19 protein-coding genes are annotated in these 21,661 nt (G+C 40.1%); 1 reads left to right on the top strand and 18 read right to left on the bottom strand.

Annotated elements, in window-relative coordinates; genetic code table 11:
- Positions 1 to 11 precede the first annotated feature (11 nt).
- The 9 genes from hypF to nadA form a co-directional block, all read right to left on the bottom strand.
- Positions 12 to 2,372: a carbamoyltransferase HypF gene (gene hypF / locus BHF68_RS14290; protein WP_069644350.1), complete on the bottom strand. Its 2,361-nt coding sequence runs from the start codon at positions 2,370 to 2,372 to the stop codon at positions 12 to 14.
- Complete coding sequence (hypB, locus tag BHF68_RS14285) at positions 2,345 to 2,998, bottom strand: hydrogenase nickel incorporation protein HypB (RefSeq protein WP_069644374.1); 654 nt, start codon at positions 2,996 to 2,998, stop codon at positions 2,345 to 2,347. Before hypB ends, hypF begins: the two co-directional genes overlap by 28 nt.
- On the bottom strand, positions 2,988 to 3,350 hold the full coding sequence (gene hypA, locus BHF68_RS14280; RefSeq protein ID WP_069644349.1) for a hydrogenase maturation nickel metallochaperone HypA: 363 nt from the start codon (positions 3,348 to 3,350) through the stop codon (positions 2,988 to 2,990). The genes hypB and hypA overlap by 11 nt, the downstream gene beginning before the upstream one ends.
- A 24-nt stretch (positions 3,351 to 3,374) precedes the next feature.
- Positions 3,375 to 3,806 carry a Rieske (2Fe-2S) protein gene (locus BHF68_RS14275; RefSeq protein ID WP_069644348.1) on the bottom strand — a complete coding sequence of 144 codons (432 nt, stop codon included), beginning with the start codon at positions 3,804 to 3,806 and terminating at the stop codon, positions 3,375 to 3,377.
- A 191-nt stretch (positions 3,807 to 3,997) separates the two neighbouring features.
- Positions 3,998 to 4,249, bottom strand: a complete 252-nt coding sequence (gene grxC / locus BHF68_RS14270; protein ID WP_069644347.1) for a glutaredoxin 3 — start codon at positions 4,247 to 4,249, stop codon at positions 3,998 to 4,000.
- A gap of 14 nt (positions 4,250 to 4,263) precedes the next feature.
- Positions 4,264 to 5,052: a type III pantothenate kinase gene (locus tag BHF68_RS14265; RefSeq protein WP_069644346.1), complete on the bottom strand. Its 789-nt coding sequence runs from the start codon at positions 5,050 to 5,052 to the stop codon at positions 4,264 to 4,266.
- Positions 5,053 to 5,113: 61 nt separating this feature from the next.
- Positions 5,114 to 5,929 carry a carboxylating nicotinate-nucleotide diphosphorylase gene (gene nadC / locus BHF68_RS14260; RefSeq protein ID WP_069644373.1) on the bottom strand — a complete coding sequence of 272 codons (816 nt, stop codon included), beginning with the start codon at positions 5,927 to 5,929 and terminating at the stop codon, positions 5,114 to 5,116.
- 10 nt (positions 5,930 to 5,939) lie between these two features.
- Entirely contained in the window at positions 5,940 to 7,553 is a 1,614-nt protein-coding gene (gene nadB / locus BHF68_RS14255) for an L-aspartate oxidase (RefSeq protein WP_069644345.1), read from the bottom strand.
- A gap of 1 nt (position 7,554) precedes the next feature.
- A complete protein-coding gene (gene nadA, locus BHF68_RS14250; RefSeq protein ID WP_069644344.1) occupies positions 7,555 to 8,469 on the bottom strand; it encodes a quinolinate synthase NadA in 915 nt (304 codons plus the stop codon).
- 154 nt (positions 8,470 to 8,623) lie between these two features.
- Here nadA and BHF68_RS14245 point away from each other — a divergent pair, with 154 nt between their 5' ends.
- The gene (locus BHF68_RS14245; RefSeq protein WP_069644343.1) at positions 8,624 to 10,090 is read left to right on the top strand and encodes a CPBP family intramembrane glutamic endopeptidase; all 1,467 of its coding nucleotides are present in this window, start codon (positions 8,624 to 8,626) and stop codon (positions 10,088 to 10,090) included.
- Between the two features lie 69 nt (positions 10,091 to 10,159).
- On the opposite strand, the gene BHF68_RS14240 is transcribed toward BHF68_RS14245, so the two are convergent.
- The 9 genes from BHF68_RS14240 to spoIIE form a co-directional block, all read right to left on the bottom strand.
- Complete coding sequence (locus BHF68_RS14240) at positions 10,160 to 11,830, bottom strand: formate--tetrahydrofolate ligase (RefSeq protein ID WP_069644372.1); 1,671 nt, start codon at positions 11,828 to 11,830, stop codon at positions 10,160 to 10,162.
- Positions 11,831 to 11,955: 125 nt separating this feature from the next.
- Entirely contained in the window at positions 11,956 to 13,977 is a 2,022-nt protein-coding gene (ftsH, locus tag BHF68_RS14235; RefSeq protein WP_069644342.1) for an ATP-dependent zinc metalloprotease FtsH, read from the bottom strand.
- Positions 13,978 to 14,067: 90 nt separating this feature from the next.
- A complete protein-coding gene (gene hpt, locus BHF68_RS14230; protein ID WP_069644341.1) occupies positions 14,068 to 14,610 on the bottom strand; it encodes a hypoxanthine phosphoribosyltransferase in 543 nt (180 codons plus the stop codon).
- Between the two features lie 16 nt (positions 14,611 to 14,626).
- Positions 14,627 to 16,021 carry a tRNA lysidine(34) synthetase TilS gene (gene tilS / locus BHF68_RS14225; RefSeq protein ID WP_069644340.1) on the bottom strand — a complete coding sequence of 465 codons (1,395 nt, stop codon included), beginning with the start codon at positions 16,019 to 16,021 and terminating at the stop codon, positions 14,627 to 14,629.
- The gene (locus BHF68_RS14220; RefSeq protein WP_069644339.1) at positions 15,987 to 16,454 is read right to left on the bottom strand and encodes a threonine/serine exporter family protein; all 468 of its coding nucleotides are present in this window, start codon (positions 16,452 to 16,454) and stop codon (positions 15,987 to 15,989) included. The genes tilS and BHF68_RS14220 overlap by 35 nt, the downstream gene beginning before the upstream one ends.
- Before the next feature lie 25 nt (positions 16,455 to 16,479).
- The gene (locus tag BHF68_RS14215; RefSeq protein ID WP_069644338.1) at positions 16,480 to 17,253 is read right to left on the bottom strand and encodes a threonine/serine exporter family protein; all 774 of its coding nucleotides are present in this window, start codon (positions 17,251 to 17,253) and stop codon (positions 16,480 to 16,482) included.
- Positions 17,254 to 17,274: 21 nt separating this feature from the next.
- Positions 17,275 to 18,273, bottom strand: coding sequence for a protein kinase domain-containing protein (locus tag BHF68_RS14210; protein WP_069644337.1), 999 nt, complete (start codon positions 18,271 to 18,273; stop codon positions 17,275 to 17,277).
- On the bottom strand, positions 18,263 to 18,955 hold the full coding sequence (locus BHF68_RS14205; RefSeq protein ID WP_069644336.1) for a VWA domain-containing protein: 693 nt from the start codon (positions 18,953 to 18,955) through the stop codon (positions 18,263 to 18,265). The genes BHF68_RS14210 and BHF68_RS14205 overlap by 11 nt, the downstream gene beginning before the upstream one ends.
- Positions 18,956 to 19,070: 115 nt before the next feature.
- Complete coding sequence (spoIIE, locus tag BHF68_RS14200; RefSeq protein ID WP_069644335.1) at positions 19,071 to 21,509, bottom strand: stage II sporulation protein E; 2,439 nt, start codon at positions 21,507 to 21,509, stop codon at positions 19,071 to 19,073.
- Positions 21,510 to 21,661 lie beyond the last annotated feature (152 nt).

Here is a 21,661-nt window from a genome sequence, read left to right as displayed (position 1 = left end):
CTATTTTTCATCTAACTTGTTGAACGTATTTTATCTATTTTAGCTGCCGCAATCATAGCTTGCCCTAGGGCTATTCCACTATCATTTGTTGGCACTTGCTCATGGAAATAAATCTTCAAACCTGCTTCATTAACCGCATTGACTACCTCAGTTAATAACAACTCGTTATGCCAAGTGCCACCGCTTAATACTACTTGCTTAAGCGAATAGTTTTTAGTAATGTCAATAATTAAATCAACCATAATTTTAGCAATTGTCATATGAAACTTATATGCAATAAGCTCTGGCGAAACTTTATTTAGTTTGTCTGTAATTATTTCGTCAATCATAGCTAGCCAATCGATAATTTTCGTTGCTTCCGTTGTTTCTTCAGTGAGCTTTACGGTATATGTGCTATTGACTTTAAATCTTTCGGCATAGCTCGCAAGTCTGATTGCCGCTTCCCCTTCATAGGTGCTGATATCGCAAATTCCTAGCAAAGCTGAAATACCATCGAATAACCTACCCATTCCTGAACTATATACAATCTGTATTTGCTTTTCGAGCATCTGACCTAACAAGTCTATTTCCTTATGTCTGTCTGGCCATATTTCACTTGCTAGCCTTAAGCCCTGCTCACCTTTGGATAGATGCAGTAGTGAAACTGCCATTCTCCATGGCTCTTCAATAGCCTTTTCTCCACCTACAACAGGCAAGAGCTTTCCATGGGCAATCCGTGTAAATTGCTTATAATCCCCGAGCAATAATTCTGATCCCCAGAGGGTTTGATCATCGCCATAGCCCGTACCGTCTAAAATAACACCTAATGTAGTGCCCGTTAAGCCATGCTCGGCCATACAGCTAGCCATATGTGCATGATGGTGCTGAATTTCAACCTTCGAATCATAGGGTAATAGCTTCGCTACCTCGGTCACTTGGTAGGATGGATGCTTGTCATACGCAACAATATCTGGCTCTAAATCAAACAGTCGCTCAAAGTGACCAACATTCCTGATAAAATTCTGCCTTCCTTCCCAGGAATCAATCTCACCGATATACTGACTTAATATTACCTGGTCTTTCTTCATATAGGCGAAAATATTCTTCATCTCTCCGCCCACAGCTAAAATCGTTTTATCTGAATTAATAGGTAACTTTATGCGTTCTGGCGTGTATCCTCGAGATCTGCGAATCATTACTGGCTTCTTTAGAATAATGCGTACTAGGGAATCATCACAGCGTTGTTCAATTTCACGGTCATGGAGCAAGAAGTAATCGACATAGCTATTTAGCTCTGTTAATGCTTCCTCGTTATCTATTGTTATCGGCATATTACTCGGATTCGCGCTTGTCATTACTAGCCAGTCCAATTCATCTGTAGCAAATAACAGCAAGTGAATTGGAGCATAGGGTAGCATGACTCCAACGGTGTTAATCCCAGGTGCAACTAGGGAAAAATCCGCTGTGTCTTTCTTATCTAAAATAACAATCGGTGCCTGTGTGCTGATAAGGATTTGCTCTTCTATTGCGCTCACACGACAACGGTCTTTAATTAATTGTTCGTTCCTTGCCATTACAGCCAAGGGTTTATATGGACGCTTCTTTCGTGCCCTTAATTTTCTGACAGCCTCACTATCGTTCGCGTTACATACAAAATGAAATCCCCCTAGACCCTTAACTGCTATAATCTTACCCTCTAACAGTAGCTTGCGTGCTTGTGCAAAGAGCGCACGTAGCTCAGTGCTAGCACTAGCAACTGCTAGTGTTTCTCCTGCCTGAGTAATTAGTTTAGTCTTCGGTCCACAGTCAGGACATGCCGTCGGTTGAGCATGAAAGCGCCTATCTAGTGGCTCCATATACTCCACTTCGCATGCTGAACACATCTTAAACGGTTCCATAGTTGTCATCTGTCGATCATATGGTACATCTTTAATTACAGTAAAGCGTGGTCCACAGTTTGTGCAGTTTGTTAACGGATAATAATAATGTCTATCAGCCTGGTCAAGGATCTCTCGCTGGCAATCCTCACATACTTTTATATCTGTTGGTATTCGAACATCACCTTTGACCTGAGTATGGCTAGTGACAATCTGGAATTGACTGTCTTGCCCAGTAATTGGCAGCTCCGAAGCATCTACAGAGTCTATCTCCGCTAATGCCGGAAGCTCTCCATGCATGCGTTCACTAAAGCGCTTAAGCTGTCCTCGCGTCCCTTCTAGCTCAATTTCTACGCCCTTACTAGTATTGCGGACAAATCCAGTTAAGGCTTCTTCACGGGCAATTCGATATATAAACGGGCGAAAACCCACACCCTGAACAACTCCCTTTACCAGCAGACGTTCTCTTGCAACGGTATCTACTTTATCTACTTGTGCAGATGATCCTTTAGCCATTGACACCAAGCCTCCATGTTTTCACCTGTGGTTGCTGACAATTCAAAGAATTCAATTCCTGGTTTAATGGCAAATAAGTCGTCCTTCACTATGTCTACATTGAATTGAATATATGGAATTAAATCTATCTTATTAAGGATAACTGCATCTGCTTTGCGGAACATTGTTGGATATTTTGCGACTTTATCCGCTCCTTCTGTAACGGATAAAACGACGGCACGTTTATGCTCTCCTAAGTCCCATGACGACGGGCAGACTAAATTCCCAACGTTTTCAATGATAAGTAAATCTAGTTTATCTAAGTCAAATTCATCTAGCACTTTCCTAATCATATGGGAATCCATATGGCAGCCGCCATCGGTATTAATCTGCACACATTGAATGCCCTTTGCTCGTATACGGTCTGCATCGCGCTCCGTAGCAAGGTCGCCTTCAATGATTCCCATTTTAATGTCATCTCCAATAACCTCTGATAGCTTTTCTAATAAGGTTGTCTTGCCAGACCCTGGAGAGCTCATCAGATTCAATGCAAAGATGCCTTTTTCCTTAAGTAGTTGTCGATTAAGCTCTGCCTGCTCGTTATTTTTTTGCATAGGACTTTTCTTTACTTCAATTTTAGTTGTCATCTATTTTATCCCCCTCAAAAAAATCAACATACAATTGTTCACCTGCTATTATTTCTGTATGCAAACCTTTACACTCCGGACAGGTGAAAATATAACCTTCCTCAGGCTGAAACTGATGATTGCATTCATGGCATTTAACCTGTGTCTTCACCGTTTCTATTTCTAAAATTGCATCTTCAATAAATGGTCCATCATCCCTTAGCATATCGAACGCCATTCTTAAGGAGTCAGGTATAGCATTAGACATTTGACCTACGATTAATTTTACTTTGCGAATTTTATGGATATTGTTTTCTTTGGCGCTAGTATTTATAACATCGATAATACCAGCCATTACTGATAGTTCATGCATAACAGCCCTCCTGATATTTTTTAATCAATCAACCCTCAATTGAATTGCTTCATCGTGTAATCTTGCAGGGTATGTTGTCAGTGACAGGTTTTCGTCCTGTTGACAGGAACCATCTAGGTTATATACTGAGCCACAGCTTGGACAGTAAAACTGCTTCGAATGCGCTCGCCAAAATATCAGTTGTTTATCCTCTGGGCAAATTCCTTGAAAGCCTAAATACTTGCCGTCTACCCGTAGCAAATACACCGACTTACCTTGAAACATAATCTGCTTTGGCCTGTCATCGGTGAGATCACGATCATTAGCGACTGTTTCCCACTTATATTCCTTAAGTGTTTCTGAAATATCTGCTAGACTTCCAGCAGCACGGCTAGTAGTCTTTAATGAAGCGTCTTTTGTTTTCGTAAAAGCCTGCTTAAACCATTCGCGTCGATTCATTTTAATATAATCAGACATGGAATCCCCCTTATCTATTTCCCCTTGTAAATCAAGCGTACCCATAAACTAAATTAAGTATAGCAAAAGTATCTAATGAATAACAATGTCATTTGCCACGTTGACTAAGAGAAATTGTGAAAACAGACACATTTAGCGAAATGTGTCTGTTCCTATTTAATACTCTTAATACTCTTATGCTTTTTGTCTAATTATTTTAATTTAGCATCTAGCTGGCCTGTTGAATCTAAGGCGTGTACATCATCGCAGCCACCGACAAATTCATCGCCGATAAAAATCTGTGGAACAGTGCGACTGCCCGTCTGCTCTTTTATTTTTTCGAATAGCTCTGGTTCTTCCATAGCATCTACGATTTTCAGCTCTACGCCCTTACTCTCTAATAACGCCAACGCTTTTTTGCAATATGGGCAATAGCTTTTAATGTATATTGTCACTTCCTTCATTTCATTACACCTCCTCAATCCTTATTATTTAATTTTTCGTTGTTTTTTTCGTATAAAATACGCAAGCCCTTTAAAGTTAAAAATTCATCAATGATGTCAACGGTTTCGCAATTTACTGCTATAAGCTCAGCTAGTCCACCTGTTGCTACTACCTTAACTGCATCATAGCCCATTTCCGTCTTCATGCGTCTGACGATGCCATCTAGCTGTCCTATATAACCGTTTATGATTCCTGACTGCATAGACGCAACTGTATTTTTGCCAATCACTTTACTTGGTCGTACTAATTCTATCCTCGGCAGCTTAGCTGCACGGGCAAATAACGCTTCCGTAGAAATTCTAATACCTGGGGCAATAGCTCCACCTAAGTAACTGCCTTTGTCATCTATGGCGCAAAATGTAGTTGCCGTTCCAAAGTCTACAACAATTAACGGTGCACCATATTCATGAATTGCTGCTACTGCATTTACAATTCGGTCAGCCCCAACCTCACGCGGATTATCTATATTGATATTAAGGCTTGTTCTAATCCCAGGACCTACTACAATTGGCTCTAGCTTTAAATATATTTCTACCATCCGCTCTAATGCAAACATTAACGGCGGCACAACAGAAGAAATGATTACTGCTTTTATTTGCTTTAACTCTAGCCCTTTATCCCCTAGTAGGTTTTTAATAAGAATGCCGTATTCATCCTCTGTTTTTTCACGACTGGTAGCAATGCGCCAATGATAGCGCAGCTCTTTTCCTTCATACATACCTAGAACTATATTGGTATTCCCGACGTCCATCACTAATAGCATAGTTATATTACACCTACAATCTAACAAAATAGAGTACTAATAATGCGTTATTATTTATCTACTATATGATTACTTTCTTTTCGTATAAATCCAAGCTGATATCTAGACTTTCAATGGAATGTGTTAGACTACCTAATGATATATAATTTACACCTGTGTTTGCAATTTCTACGATGTTATTTTCATTTACTCCACCAGATGCTTCTACAATTGCCTTACCCGCAATCCGCTTCACGGCTGCTTCCATCATATTTACATCCATATTGTCTAGCATGATAATATCACACTTGGACTCTATAGCTTCCTCAACCTGCTGTAAATTCTCTACCTCTACTTCAATTTTCATAGTATGGGGAATTTGCTTGCGTGCCGATTGTACTGCATTCATAATTCCACCAGCGGCTTTGATGTGGTTGTCCTTAATCATTACTGCATCGTAGAGCCCAAAGCGGTGGTTTTTTCCTCCACCATCGCGCACAGCTTGTTTTTCAAGAATACGCAGTAGAGGCGTTGTCTTGCGTGTATCTACTACTGTACAGGGATAATCTTGTATAAGTGTTACCATTAGGTGGGTTTTCGTTGCAATGCCAGACATGCGCTGCAAAAAGTTTAATGCCACACGCTCTCCAGTAAGTATTGAACGTAAAGAGCCTGTTATTTCTATTACTGCCTGTCCTTTTTTAACGTGTGTACCATCGGTTGCTTTTAATTTAATCTCAAGGTTTGCATCTACCTGCTTAAATACTTCTTCAGCAACCTTTATGCCTGAGATAACCCCATCTGCTTTCATATAAATGATTCCGTTACCAAGGGCAGTTTCAGGAATTGTCGTAATCGATGAAATGTCACCAGTGAATACATCCTCCACTAAAGCCATTTCAATAATTTTAGATTGTGTTAGCACTAACGATTACCCCCCTTTCCTTATGTATCGATATCGTTCTGTGCCAATCGCTATCAGTCTGTGGAAAATCTGTCCGATAGTGCGCACCCCGGCTTTCCTCCCTAGCAAGGGCCGAGTGCGTTAACAATGTAGCGCATGTAAGCATATTCATAAACTCATATTCACTTAGTTCGCTATAGGCATAGCCTTCCATAGGTGAATATTTTTTAAACTCTTCTAAGGCCGATTCAAGACCTTCCTTGTTTCTTCTTAGTCCAACATAGCGTAGCATAACCTTTTGCAGGCGTAGTCTACGTTCGTTAATATATTGTAGCCGACTGACTGGCTTATGTAATAGGTATGGAAGCTGGTATGGAATTGCCGAATTAGTTGCCACGTATGCAAATGCAGTATTTGCAATTCTTTTACCATAAACTAGTGCTTCCGATAAAGAGTTGCTCGCTAATCGATTGGCACCATGAACCTGGGTACAGGCAACTTCACCACAGGCAAAAAGCCCTTTAACCTCAGTCTCGCCCCATTCATTCGTGCGTACCCCACCCATGGCGTAATGTGCTGCTGGCGCTACTGGTATCCAGTCACTACTAATGTCTAGACCGTATTGCAGGCACTTCTGATATATCGTCGGAAACCGCTCCTGCAAAGTTTCAGGTTTTTCGTGGGTTATATCTAAAAACACGTATGTAGCTTTCGTCTTATCCATTTCTTCAACAATGCTACGGGAGACAACGTCCCTAGGAGCTAGCTCCGCCATTTCATGTTTATCAAGCATAAAGCGCTCACCGTGAATGTTGCGTAATACAGCACCTTCACCGCGTACTGCCTCTGAAATTAAAAATCTCGGCGCACCAGGATAACTTAGAACTGTAGGATGGAATTGGTAGAATTCCAAGCTGGTAATGAGCGCCCCAGCACGATAAGCCATCGCTACCCCATCACCTGTGGCGATGTCTGGATTTGTTGTATAGCGAAAAAGCTGTCCCATCCCACCTGATGCTAATACAACTATTGACGTGCGATAGAAAAATTGCTCGCCGACATCATTTTGCAATAGCACACCTTTACATGTGTTCCCTTCTGTTATTACGTCTATGGCAAAATGATAATCTAACTTATCTATTTTAGAGTTTTTACTGACTACGTTCAAAAGGGCTCGTACTATTTCAGCACCTGTTGCATCACCTTGAGCCCTTAAGATACGACGGCAGCTATGGGCCCCTTCCTTAGCTAGTGCTAGTCCTGTTTCCGTACGATCGAATTTAGCACCTAAATCAATGAGTTCTTGAATTCTATCTGGGCCTTCGTTCACCAAAACGGCAACGGCCTCTTCATTACATAAACCTGCCCCAGCATATACAGTATCCTGCTGATGTAGCTCAGGTGAATCAGACTCAGAGATAGCCGCCGCAATCCCTCCCTGAGCGTAATTGGTGTTACTTTCTTTGAGGTGTTGTTTTGTCACTAAGGTAATCTTATCAAATTGCTCGCATAGGGAATACGCTGTGTATAGACCAGCAATACCTGAACCTATCACTACCGCATCTGTGTCGATTACTTGGATATTTTTATTTAGGTTGACTAAATACCTGCCCTGCATGTTACTGCACCTCTAGCATGCGTTCTAATGATTTTTTTGCCCTAGTGGCAATTTCTGCATCTACTTCAATCTTCGGCTCTAATGTTTCAAGGGCTCTGTGAGCCTTTTTCAAATTGTTCACCTTCATATTCGGGCATATTAACAGCTTTGATGCAAAATGAAACTGCTTGTTTGGACTTTCTTTCTTCAGCATATACTCTATGCCCATTTCTGTTCCTATAATAAATTCTTGGCTGTCTGTCTCACGGCAAAACTTCAATATACCTGCAGTGCTAGCTACATGGTCAGCTAATTCGACAACCTCTGGCCTACACTCAGGATGAACCACTACAGGTGCTTCTGGATGCTTTGCTTTCATGTCGATGATGTCCTGTGCCCTTATATTGTCATGGGTGTTACAGTAACCTTCCCAAAGAATGATTTTCTTGTCCGTAAACTGACTAACATAATGACCTAGATTCTTATCTGGGACCCATATAATCTCGTCAGCATCTATTGATTGGATTACCTTAACCGCATTTGAAGAGGTGCAGCAAATATCTGTCTCCGCCTTTACCTCCGCTGACGTATTAACGTAGGCAACTACCTTAGCATTTGGATGCTTCGCCTTAAGGGCACGCAGACCATCTGCATCAACCATATCAGCCATCGGACAGCCTGCCCGCTCGTCTGGTATTAAAACCGTTTTATCTGGCGAGAGAATTTTCGCACTTTCCCCCATAAAATGCACACCACAAAAAAGTATAACCTTTGCATCTGTTTCGGCCGCTTGCTTCGCTAACCCAAATGAGTCGCCTATATAATCCGCAATCTCTTGTAGCTCTGCCCTTTGATAATAGTGTGCTAGAATTATTGCGTTCCTCTGTTTCTTTAGATCTAATATTTTTTGCTTTAGTTCTTCATTTATATTATTCATGTAAATTTGCCTCCTATTATTTACATTTCAAAAAACAAGCAGGAATTTATAAAAATATTGTCGAATAATGGCATGTACAGTTTAAATATTTATACCTAATAATACATGAATTATTGTCAGATTTCACTACTATAATGAATTTTTGGGGGACATCATGCTTCAACGATTACAATCTATATTTCAAAATACATTTTTCACAGCCTTCGTATTGTTTGTTATTCTAGTTATTAGCTTAGCCTCAGCAATTTCTGCAGTAATCTTATTGCCTACAAGCATTGGCGAAGAACCGCAAACATTATTCTTAGATGAAATGTATTATTTTTCTTCATTAGAACTCGGCACTTTTGATTACTTAGACATTGAGTATACACAAGGTGGCTTTATTGTTCCAGCTTATACACGTTCAGGAAGCGTTAAGGGCGTGTCACTGATTGGCGATGCCTCGTACTACTTTTATCCAGACGACTCTGGTTTTCGTGACCAAGGAGAATTAACAGAGCTGTATATGCCTATTAATGAAGAGCAGCTTGCAATGCTGCTACTCCGAACTGAATTTACTGAGATTACAAGTCGAAACCAGCTTATAAGCGCCGATAATGAGACCATATCATTAGAGGAAAGTGCTGACTTATTTGATGACATTAGACATCAAGCCTCTGCTTTGATGCTACAAAAGCCTGAGATGTATATATCTATTCATTTGTTTGGTTATAAGAGACTTTATCTCCCTGACGCTAACATAGCTATGGCTATGCTTATTACATCTGAAGGAGATAGGCTAGTTTATAACGAGAATAGTACGATTACTCTTTATGATTCCCAGACTAGTGAGCAGTTATTTCAAAGCACTCACCCTTTTATTGAATATGGTTATCCCCCTGATAATCTTCTGTTGTATGCTTTAATAACTCTATCACTACTTCTATTCTCAGCAATTATTGTGGTCTGGCTACTGACTGTAGATTTAGATGAACACAAACGAGTTCAAGAGCTAGTAAAGCACATTGAGTATCCACATTGGCTTATCGCCTTAGCTTTGTTGCTTTATTTTATAACACAATTTCTAATAATGCCTTATAGCATAAGTGATTATTGGGTACCAGTACTGATTGCCTGCAACTACTTACTAATTATTCTTGTGTTTTGCAAGAATTCTTATGAAAGGGAATATATAGGCTTAACGTTTAAGCATTGGGGCCATGCAATAAGTTCAGCCCTATTGCTTGGGTTTTTCTTTCAAATGTTAGGTAGCTTTAATATTCCTACAAGCTTTAATATTGAAAGCTACACAGATTTATTGAGTATGTTCTTAATTGCCTTCTTTTTCTACGCTTTAATTAATGAAATTATATTTAGAGGAATCATCCAAAATTATATAGAACGCTTAACTACAACCTGGATAGCAATAATCGGAACGGCAGGGATTGTAGCTTTGATTAATTATATTATTAACCAATACATCTATAATATGGCCCATATTGAAGTGCTTTTACAATCATTTTTAATTGCGCCTGTAGGTTCTGTGGTTTTAAGCTTACTGTATGTGCGTACTAGAAGCTTGCTGGCTTCAAGCTTACTAGCAACCTTGTTAATTATTTTGCCAAGGATTTTAGTGTTTTAACGAATTTTCAAACTCTAACCCATAAAAAACCCATCCTTTCTCGGATGGGTTTTTACCTATAAATTAAGTTTAGAACAGCCCTGTAATCTTGCCTTTAGCGTCAATATCCATGTTCACTGCCGATGGAACCTTAGGTAATCCAGGCATAGTTAGCATCTGTCCTGTCAGGACGACGATAAAGCCTGCACCAATTGACGCACGTATCTCACGCACGTTAAGGCGGAAATTAGTAGGTCTGCCGATTTTTAGCGGATCATCGCTTAAGGATGATTGCGTTTTTGCCATGCAAATTGGCAGCCTTCTATGACCCTGCTGCTCAAGCTCTTTGATTTGCTTCTTAGCGTTCGGCGAATAGTCAACGCCATCAGCGCCGTAAATGCGAGTTGCAATAATATCAATCTTCTCTTTAAGGGATAAGCAGTCAGAATACAGGGTATGGAAGTAGCTTTGACGGTTTTCCGTAAGTTGAACTATCTTCTCAGCAAGCTCAACTCCCCCTTCGCCACCTTTGCTCCATACTTCAGATAGGGCCACTTCCACACCATGCAGACGGCAAAGCTCTGCAACCTTGTCTAATTCTGCTTCGGTGTCAGTCGGGAACCGATTTATTGCTACAACTAATGGGACTTCAAATTGCTTTACGTTCTCTATATGCTTAGCAAGGTTTTCAAAACCCTGTTCTAAAGCAGCTATGTTCTCCGTTTTTAATTCCTGTCTGTTTACTCCTCCATGCATTTTTAAAGCACGAACGGTAGCAACAATTACTGTCGCATCAGGCTTAAGCCCACTTAAGCGACATTTGATATTGAAAAACTTCTCTGCCCCTAAGTCTGCACCAAAGCCCGCCTCAGTTACTGTATAATCTGACATCTTCAATGCCATCTTTGTTGCCATTACACTATTACAGCCATGTGCTATATTAGCAAATGGTCCACCATGGATTATCGCTGGCGTATTTTCCAGCGTCTGTACCAGGTTTGGTTTAATTGCGTCTTTAAGTAGCAAAGCCATAGCTCCAGCTGCTTTAAGGTCTGCTGCCGTTACTGGCTGGTTGTCGTATGTATACGCCACAACAATACGGCTTATGCGCTCCTTTAAATCCATTAGGTTATCAGCTAGACAGAGAATTGCCATAACTTCAGAGGCAACTGTAATATCAAAGCCGTCTTCCCTTGGCACACCCTGGACTGGTCCACCAAGACCAACTACAATATTACGTAGTGCTCGGTCATTTAAGTCAATTACACGTTTCCAAAGGATTTTCCTCGGGTCAATCTGTAATTCATTTCCTTGATGTAAGTGGTTATCTAACATTGCTGATAAAAGATTGTGAGCTGATGTTATTGCATGGAAATCACCTGTAAAATGTAGGTTTATATCCTCCATTGGTATAACCTGCGAATAGCCCCCACCAGCTGCGCCGCCCTTAATTCCAAAGCTAGGACCCAAGGATGGTTCACGTAATGCGATTATTGCCTTCTTACCAATTCTATTAAGTGCTTGTCCAAGACCAACCGTTGTAGTCGATTTACCTTCACCTGCAGGTGTTGGATTTATAGAGGTAACTAATATCAGCTTGCCGTTTGGCTTATCTTTAATCTTCTCATATAGATCCATTGAGAGCTTAGCTTTATATTTACCATGTAATTCAATATCGTTTTCCTCTAAACCTATCGTAGCTGCAACATCTACTATTGGCTGTATCACTGCTTCCTGTGCAATTTCTATATCTGTCTTCACTATTAACATTCCTTCCATAATAAAAAAATAAAAAGTTATTAACTGAGAAAAGCAGCCCTTACGGACCACTTTTCTCTATACTCTATATAATTCTTAAATTTAATTAAATCATTCGCCACTACAGGTTATTTCTCGTTTTTCTTCGAGTCTTCATTATCCTGAGTGTCTTCACCAGCTTGGCTAGGCTCCTGGTTAGGTTCTTCCTTAGTAGAAGATTCCTGCTCTGATGTTTCTTTTTTAGGAGCTTCCTGCTCAGAAGCATTTTTCTTAGAATCCTTATGCTTCAGCTCATTGTCAACCTTTTTATCAGGATTCATGTTTATGTGAATTCTTACGCCTTCTTCGTCTTCAAGATAGCCTTTTTCAATAAGCATTTCAATCTCATTAGCCTCTAATGTTTCTCTTTCCATAAGACCTTTCGCTATCAGCTCAAGCTTATCGTAATTAGTTTGTAGAAGCTTCTTGGCGCTCTCGTAGCAGTCAGCGATAATTTCACGCATTTCGTTATCTATCTCATGGGCGACCACGTCACTGTAGTTTTTCTCTGTGTTAATATCTCTACCTAAGAAAACTTGTTCCTGGTGACGTCCATACTGCATTGGTCCGAGCTTACTCATACCGAATTCTGTTACCATACGACGGGCAATCTCAGTAGCACGCTGGAAGTCATTATGTGCACCTGTTGATACTTCTTTAAGCACAATTTCTTCTGCTACACGTCCTGCAAGTAATCCAGTAATACGGTCTAATAGCTCTGACCTTGTCATGAAGTAACGGTCTTCCTTAGGTAGCATAACGGTATAACCGCCCGCACCTCCACGAGGAACTACTGATACCTTGTGAACTGCGTCAGCATGCTTCAAATAATAACCAACAATCGTATGTCCTGCTTCGTGATAGGCAACGATTTTCTTCTCAAATTCGCTAATTACTCTGCTCTTCTTTGATGGTCCAGCAATTACACGGTCAATTGCCTCTTCTACATCTGTACTAGCGATTTTATCCCTTCCCTTTCTAGCGGCCAAAAGTGCAGCCTCATTTAGAAGGTTCTCTAAATCAGCACCAGTAAATCCTGGTGTGCGTCGAGCAACAACGCCTAGTTCTATATCTGCGCCTAATGGCTTATTACGTGAATGAACCTTAAGGATTTCTTCCCTACCCTTTACATCAGGTTTACCAATTGTAATCTGACGGTCAAAACGTCCAGGACGTAATAATGCAGGGTCTAAAATATCAGGTCTGTTCGTTGCCGCCATGATAATAATACCGCTGTTTTCACCAAAGCCGTCCATTTCTACAAGTAACTGGTTAAGTGTTTGTTCACGCTCATCGTGACCACCACCAAGTCCAGCACCACGCTGACGACCAACGGCATCAATTTCATCAATAAAGATAATACATGGGGCATTTTTCTTTGCCGTATCGAATAAGTCCCTAACGCGGGAAGCACCAACTCCGACAAACATTTCTACGAAGTCGGAACCACTTATGCTATAGAATGGTACTCCAGCTTCACCAGCAACTGCACGGGCAATTAATGTCTTACCAGTTCCAGGTGGTCCGTATAATAATACACCCTTCGGAATTCTAGCTCCAACAGTTGTGAACTTGCTTGAATCTTTAAGGAAATCTACTATCTCCTCAAGCTCTGCTTTCTCTTCATCTGCACCTGCCACATCTTTAAATGTGACCTTCTTTTTCTCCTCAGTATAGAGTTTAGCTTTACTCTTACCGAAGTTCATTACCTTATTACCGCCACCCTGTGACTGGTTTAATAAGAAGAAGAACAGAACAAGAATTAGAATAAAAGGTATCATTCCCATTAGTAAGCTTACCCATGGGGATGGAGTTTCTTGTGGTTGAACATCAAAATCTACTACTTGCAAAAGCTCTTCAGGTATCCTCTCAGTCCACGGCAAATATACTACAAACTCTGTGCCATCAACTAGTGTACCTTCAGCTCTATAGGCTAATCCGTCAGGAATAATCGTAACATCTAAGATTTCGTCCTTATATAAATGCTCCCTAAAATCTGAGTATTTCAGATCCTCAATTACGGGCTCTTCCTTAGCAATTACGTTAATTATTCCTACCGTCAGCACTATAATTAGCAGATAGAAGCCTGTGCTGCGGACAAAACGGTTCATAGGGTGCCTCCTCTCTCATTTACGCATGTGAAACAAAAAAAGCATACAAACATTATATTACCATAGCATTACTATGTCGAGCAACTTATTCTAAGCTTTTGAATAAACTTCTGGCTTAGGTATAAATATATACGGAACGTTACGATACTTCTCTGCATAATCAAGCCCATATCCTACTATAAATGCATCTGGTATTTCAAATCCTTTATAGTCAATATTAATTTCGGCTTTTCTTCTGTGCGGCTTATCTAATAATGCAACAATTTTTAGTGAAGCACAATTTCTGCGATGTAGCATGTCACATAGGTATGATAATGTTAAGCCACTATCAATTATATCCTCTACTATGATTACATGTCTGCCTGCAACCTCTGTATCTAAATCCTTGACAATTCTTACTACGCCCGAGGATTCGGTTGAGGTTCCATAGGAAGAAACAGCCATAAAATCAATCTCTAGCGGTACCTCTATCTTTTTCAGAAGGTCACCCATAAACATTACGGCACCTTTAAGTACACAAATGATTAAGGGGTTTTTGTCCTTATAATCTTCACTTATTAACCTTCCTAGCTCTGCTGTCTTTTGTTGAATTTGTTCTTCTGTAAGTAATACCTCCAAAACGTCGTTGTGCATAATTGCCTCCTCAAAACTAGTTGTCTATGTATTGAATCATTACTACTTCCTTAGTCTTTGAAGTCACAGGCGCAACATTACTTCTTCTAACACCTGCTAACCAAAGAATTTCGTCTTCACTGACCACGACTGGAATCTGTTCGCGTTCATATGACGGAACCTTAGCATCAATTAAAATGTCCTTTACTTTTTTGCTGCCATTCATACCGAAAATTGTCATCCGATCGCCGTCTTTTCTACTTCTGCAGAAAAGTGAGCCTGCAGGCAGCTCGTTTTTATCGAAATACACTGTATTAACAGTATTTTTGTAGCGATTACCTGACTCGCATATGCTAACAGCTAGCTCTATTATGCTTCCATTTGAAAGAAGATTTTTTCCTAAGTTAAGTTTTTGCATTTTTAACGGAGTTAATTCTTCCCGCTCTTTATAGATAATTATTGATTCTGCTTCACGACTAACTAATATACCTGCAGGCAGCTGCATTAAGCCCCCTGATTCTTTAGCCGTTATCCAAGCGATGATACTATCTATATGCTTTTTTTGAAAGCGTGTTTCCTTTTTAAGATAATATAATATTAGTAGAAGTACTCGCCTTTGTAAAGCAATATGCATATTTACCATTTTGTAACGGTTTAAATGATACTGTTCATTTGCAATTACATTTACAAGTACGTTCTTAACTTCTTTTTCAGCTATTTTCTGAAAATATAAATCATCTTCCCTTGCTAAGTCTGACAGATTCAATAATGCTTGCTTAGTATTATCATTATATTCTTTAGTTAATTGTGGTAGTAAACAATTCCTGATTTTATTTCGCAAATAATGGTTGTCGGCATTTGACGCATCCAGCCTAGGTGTAATCCCAGCACTCACGCAATACTCTTCAAGCTGCTGTTTTTCTATATTTAGCAACGGTCTTATAATTATTATTCTATCTCGTTTTGTTCTTCCTTCTATGCCCGCTAGTCCTGCAGGAGAAGTTCCTCGAATTATACGCATAAGAACAGTTTCTATTTGATCATCTTGGTGATGTCCAAGCACAATGTAGGGAGTTTTGTATTCCTCGGATAATTCAGTAAACCATTGATAGCGTTGCTCCCGTGCTAATTCCTGAGCTGATCCATGCTCTTCTTGGACAATTTTTGGCATGTTTACTGCTTTCATTCGAAATATTAGTTCTCTTTCTTCAGCAAAGCGCTGTACATACGCAGCGTCGTCTTTGCTAACCTGTCCGCGAAAGCCATGCTCTAAATGTGCTACTATACAGGTTAAGTTTAATTCTGTGCGAAGTCGAGCCAAACAATCAAGTAATGCTATAGAATCTGGCCCACCGGAAACACCTACTATAAGTGTTTTGTCTTTTAATTCTAGTATGTTATTTCTGATGGTGGATAACAGATTTTGCTCCATGCTTCTCACCTCGATATTTAATAGCCCGTACAAGTGATCCAACAAACACTAGCCCAGCAGCAATAGCACCAGCAGCTAAGAATGTTTTAGTGCCTAATTCTAGTCCGCGGAAGTAGTCTCCTTCTGCAAGGCTATACATTGTCGAATACGCTAAGCTACCTGGAACTAAGGGCACAATCCCAGAAATAGCAAATACCGTCACTGGCACCTTATGTCTTCTTGCCATAATCTCACATGCCGTCGCTACTGTGATAGAAGCAAAGAATACCGTTAATACGTGCGGTACCTCCAGCATACTCAAGAGTCTAAAGACAATCCAGCCTAAGGTGCCAACGAATCCTGTACTAAGAACACAGGATCTCGGAGCCTGAAATAATATTGAAAAGCCTGCTGCGGCTAAAAACGCAAAGGTAGTCTCAATTATTAGCTCCATAGATAATCCTCCAATGTAATCTTCCTTAAATCACTAATGCCAATATGACAATGATACCAGCTGCTATTGCTGCTGCAATTAATACTGCCTCCGCTGCCCTCGTAACCCCCGACACTAAATCTCCAGCAATCATATCCCGAACTGCGTTAGTTAACGCAACCCCAGGAAGCAACGGCATAATTCCACCTATTACAATCGTATTCAACTGTTGCCCTATACCTACTGATACTGCTAGCACGGACAATAGCCCTGCATTTATAGCAGCTAAAAACGTTGCTAAAAATATACTCGCCTGATAACGCAGGAGATGATTTAGGATTATATTTACCATAGCACCTGTAAACCCAGCTATTATTACGTCAGGCAGGGTGCCTCCAAACAGATAAGCAAAGCTACCACTCGCAACTCCAGCCCACACGTTAATTACAGACTTAGAATAGCTTAATGGAGCGTTGAAAATTTCTTTTAGTTTTTCGTAGGCAGCCTGAGGATCAATTACTCCCGTTGATAACTCCCTAGAAACCCCATTAACCAAACTCACCTTGTTTAAGTCAATTGTTCGATGGTTAAGTCTAGTCATTGATGTTTGCGACTTCGCTCCATCATATAAGGTGATGAAAATGCCTGTCGGTGTAACGTAGCTCTCTGCATCTAGTCCGCAGGCATTGGCAACTCTAATAATAGTATCCTCGACTCGATAGGTTTCACCGCCTGAGTAGAGCATGATTTTCCCAGCTAACTGGCATAACTCCATGGTTTTATCAAAATCATATTTCTCTATAGTCGTGTTAATTGACATACCACATCACTCTACCTTGCATCATTTTAAAACCAAATAAATGCTACCAAGCATAAATGAAAAAGAAACCCAGAAGGCTATATCTATAATACCCACGAGCTTACCGATGCGCCCATAAAATCCAGTTCGCGATTTAAATTTATATGTATCAGATACAACAACCTTATTTTTTAAAGATAATGCCTTGCTAAAATCCCCCTGTAGCTCCTTAGCACTCCGATACTTTTCCGAAAAAATCTTAATACAAATTTGTTTGTATTTTGGTTCTAATTTCTTGTGTATTATATCATACAATGCATAAATTGGTAGCGGGTTTTTCTGTGCCGTCTGTAGTGATTCTTTACCAACAAATCCCTGTATCAATAATATCCCGACAGCGAATAAATCATAATTGATATCTGCCTTTCTGCTGCCCATTTTCCAGCTGCCGCGATCATATAGCACTGTATACTGTTTAACCATTCGACCCACAGGCACTACACCACCGAAGTCTACAAATTTCGCCCGCTTATCATCTGCATCTATAATGACATTCTCTGGCTTAAGATCACAAAAAATATGATTTTTTTTATGGAGCTTTGTGAGGTTTTCTATTATTTGATAAACACAGGTTAAATATTGATGCTGTTCAAGCTCGCACTTATTATGTGTAGTTAAGCTTTTATGTACGTTAAGGCTTTTGTGCCCATTAAGGCTTTCGCAATATGCTTTCAGACTTTCTCCTGTTATGTATTCCATAGTATAGTAATAAAGCTTTTGATTGCGTATTTGAACATCATCTAGTTCAAACAAAAGAGGTCCAAAGTGTCTGCTTTGAACCTTCCCCTGAATTTTTTCAAGCCTTTTATACTCAGCTGCTATGGACTGCATAGAGGCAGCTACCTTCATAGCACACAGCTGCCCATTATCTGTCTTTTCTACTAAATAGACAACACCAATTGCTCCTCGTCCCAATTCGTGGAGGACACGATAGGTATGCTTATGCCAGGCACCTGTTAGTAGCTCGCCTTTAGACAACATAGTCTTTAGCGCTGCTTAGAACACTATGCGCTTCCATCAAAGCAGGCCCCGTAGGCGTTGCGCCCCTCGCTTGTAGTGTAGAGCAAAGCTCTAGCATCAGGCCTGGCTCTTTCGTAAATTCCGATAGCGTCTTCGTATGCTCTTGGATACTTCCTGGAAATGCTAGAACTGCAATTTCGCTACTTCCACTGCGAGCCTGGAGGCTAAGTGAAAGATTATATATGGCCTCTTCAACATCCTTCATTTTTTGTTTCATGCTTGCACTTACATCTATTAGTAGGACAATCTTTAACGGTGTCTGCTCACTTAAATCCTCCATGTACTCAACAACTTCACTTCGTTTATCTGGTTCTAGTGCTTGAATACCTCTATTATCTCCGATTATCTGTGTTAGCTGCCGGTTAATAACATGTTCGATAGTTAGCTCAACCGCCTGCTGTGTGACCGCTTGAACGGTATAGCTTAAATCCTGGCTTTTTACAATCTCACATATACCATTACCAGCTGCAGCTATTGATTGTACTTCAGCGATTCCTTTCTGTCCAATCATTCCATGGTCGATAATCCCTATTACGTTTACCGTGATGTTCTCTCTAGCTAATTCCCTAGCAACATCTACTGGATCTTCGCCCACGTTAGAACAACCATCAGTTATTAATAATACCTGTTTCATCTCTGCCATTACTGAGACACCTCCAAGAAATACTTGCTTTGGTATCTCAGTTTTCCCAGAAATCTATTGATTATACCTCTAGTAATCTATTTAATAGATTGTAATTGCCTCCTTCTAATTTTACTTAAGCGGTTACCAGCTTCTTACTGTCAGGTATAGATATACTTGCCCATTCTGGCTGATATGGCATAATCTTCGCTACTAAAATAGTTGTATCATCAATCACCTCATTTTCATTAAATCTTAATACCTTCTCAACAATAACATCGGCGATTTCTTGCGGGTCGTCACAGCTTATCTGTAACAGAATACGCCTTAGCCAATCTTCTTTATCGTTAACATGGCGTATGGAGTCAAGAATTCCGTCCGATACCATTAATATATAATCACCCTGCTTTAATACTCTCTGCTCTAGGGAATATTGTATTTCATGCAATATTCCTACTGGCAAACTCCTTCCATTAACAATCTCAACATCCTTGCCTGTTTTTATAAAGCTTGGCGAAGAGCCAACCTTCATGAATTTAGTTTCTCCTGTAAATAGATTAATGAATGCCAAATCTAATGTAGCAAACATTTCTTCTGATGAGCGAAGCATTAAGGCTGCATTAATAGTCTTAATTGCAGTATCTTCTGTCAGCCCAGCTTGCAGCAAGGTTTTCAGCAGTTTTATAGCTGCCTGGCTTTCTTCCCGTGCCCTTTGCCCGTTACCCATTCCATCACTTATCGCTAAAACGTATTTTCCGTTCCCTAAATCTATCCCCTCGTAGCTGTCCCCAGATACGAAGGTCCCGCCCTTGCCAATTGAAACAAAACCGTATTCAACCTCATATACTGGCGCTGAAGCAATCGTTAGGATACACTCCTCGTTTGCACAGTTGCACCCACGCTTGTTTTTAGTTGATACGTTTTCACCGACTATATCCGTTATCATTGGCGCTAAAATTTTCTCACATTCATCACGTTGTCCGCAGCCGTTCTTCGTTACACGAATATCAATATTTCCTTTCTCAAGACTTACAATTTGTGCATGCTGAATCGATAAACCTAGCTTTTCCATTGCGCGACTTATCTCGACCTCTTGTTTAGAAAACTCTAACCCCTCCTTAGAAATTTCCACTGATAGCTGACCCATTACCTGTGATATACCTTTCAACTGTTCCGCTAATAACCCCCTACACTCTTCAACCTGTCCCTTCCAGTAATATTCTTTTTGAAAGGCTTTGAACTCCTGATACAATACCTCTAGCAATCTTTTCTTGTCTACACACTTAGCATTTAAGTCTTTAGGCAGACGCTGATGACTTACTGTTTCTCCTGACTCAAATCTGATAAAGATATCTACAAATCCTTGATATGTCTTATAAAATTCCGTTTGCCAGCAACGATTATAGCGATTACAGTTTTGGCAGCTAATATCGGCGACATGCTCTATTAGTTGTTGAAAATCAGCCTCCTGATTCCTTTTTATATTTTTTGTCTCAAATGTTGTAGCAAGCTCCCCAAGCATATATCCGTAGCGATCAACCTTACCCGAAACCAGCTCCTTTACCTTTTTCTTATATTCCTGTTGATTCCACATGTTAGCTGATGTGCCTGGAATTAAGCCCGTTATGTAATTCACAACTGATTTAGGTACTAATGAAAATAAGAAGAACACTGAAAATATTTCTACAAAAACAGGGTATAAATCTATTCCTGGCCGCATATAGATGGACAAGGTAATGTAGCCGATGAAGAAGCCTGCCATTACGTATACTTTTTTACCCTCTTTTAGTAGTCCTGCTAGTAAGCCAGCAAAGGCAAAAATAGCAATTTGACTCATAAGCAATGGGTTTGCTAGACTCATTATTAATCCTATAACTACACCAATCGCAGCACCGATTCCTGCCCCGCCTGCATAAGCAAGCAGGATGATAGCTAATCCGCCCATAATCTGATCCATGTGCACACCATACCAAACCCAATTACTCATTCCTATTAGTACGGAGGCTATTAATATAAACACACAGATAATCTCTTCATTTTTTAGAATTCTGGAGGTCATTCTCCCGAATAGAATTGGTACTGCTTGAACAAATATCAACGTTAATAACAATGCGAGTGCGCTCTCAAGACCTGCCATTACAAACGTATAATTTGTCAGCTCCGTTAACCAATAGAGCACTGCAACTTTAGATATGATGGTTGCAGCTAAGACCTGATAGGGTAGTAACGATACATCCTGCTGACCCTTTTTCTCTAAATAACCGTACGCTATCATTAGCAGTGAAATCGCTCCACCTATATAAATAGCATGCTGCCAGCTTACCGTTAAGGCCCCTAACGTTATAACTACTGCCAATATATTTGCAATTGCAGGCTTACGGAGTAGCATTACAGCGAAGAAGGCTATTGCAAACGGAGCTAAATCATTAAGGATAATAGCTTTTCCTAATAAAAATCCAACAACGTATATAAATAGTGCCCCTCCTGCTATAGCGCTTATGCTATTCTTCATGTTGGTAAATCCATCTTTCCACTTACTACTAAAGTTTACCCTTTCCAAAAATCTAGCTAGCATAATTACACCCCTCAATTTTTTTGTTGTATGTTTCATTATAGGGGCCTAGCACTTAAAAATTTGTCAGAATTCGTACCAATAGCTAGATTTTTTTACGACAAATATCACTAAAAGCTTTATAAAAAACATGCTTTTTAGGCTTTAATATGGTT

The sequence above is a fragment of the Desulfuribacillus alkaliarsenatis genome, from assembly GCF_001730225.1.
Taxonomy (GTDB): Bacteria; Bacillota; Bacilli; order Desulfuribacillales; family Desulfuribacillaceae; genus Desulfuribacillus; species Desulfuribacillus alkaliarsenatis.
The sequence above is the reverse complement of the archived record's forward strand: the minus strand, read 5'-3'. Positions and strand labels throughout refer to the sequence as shown.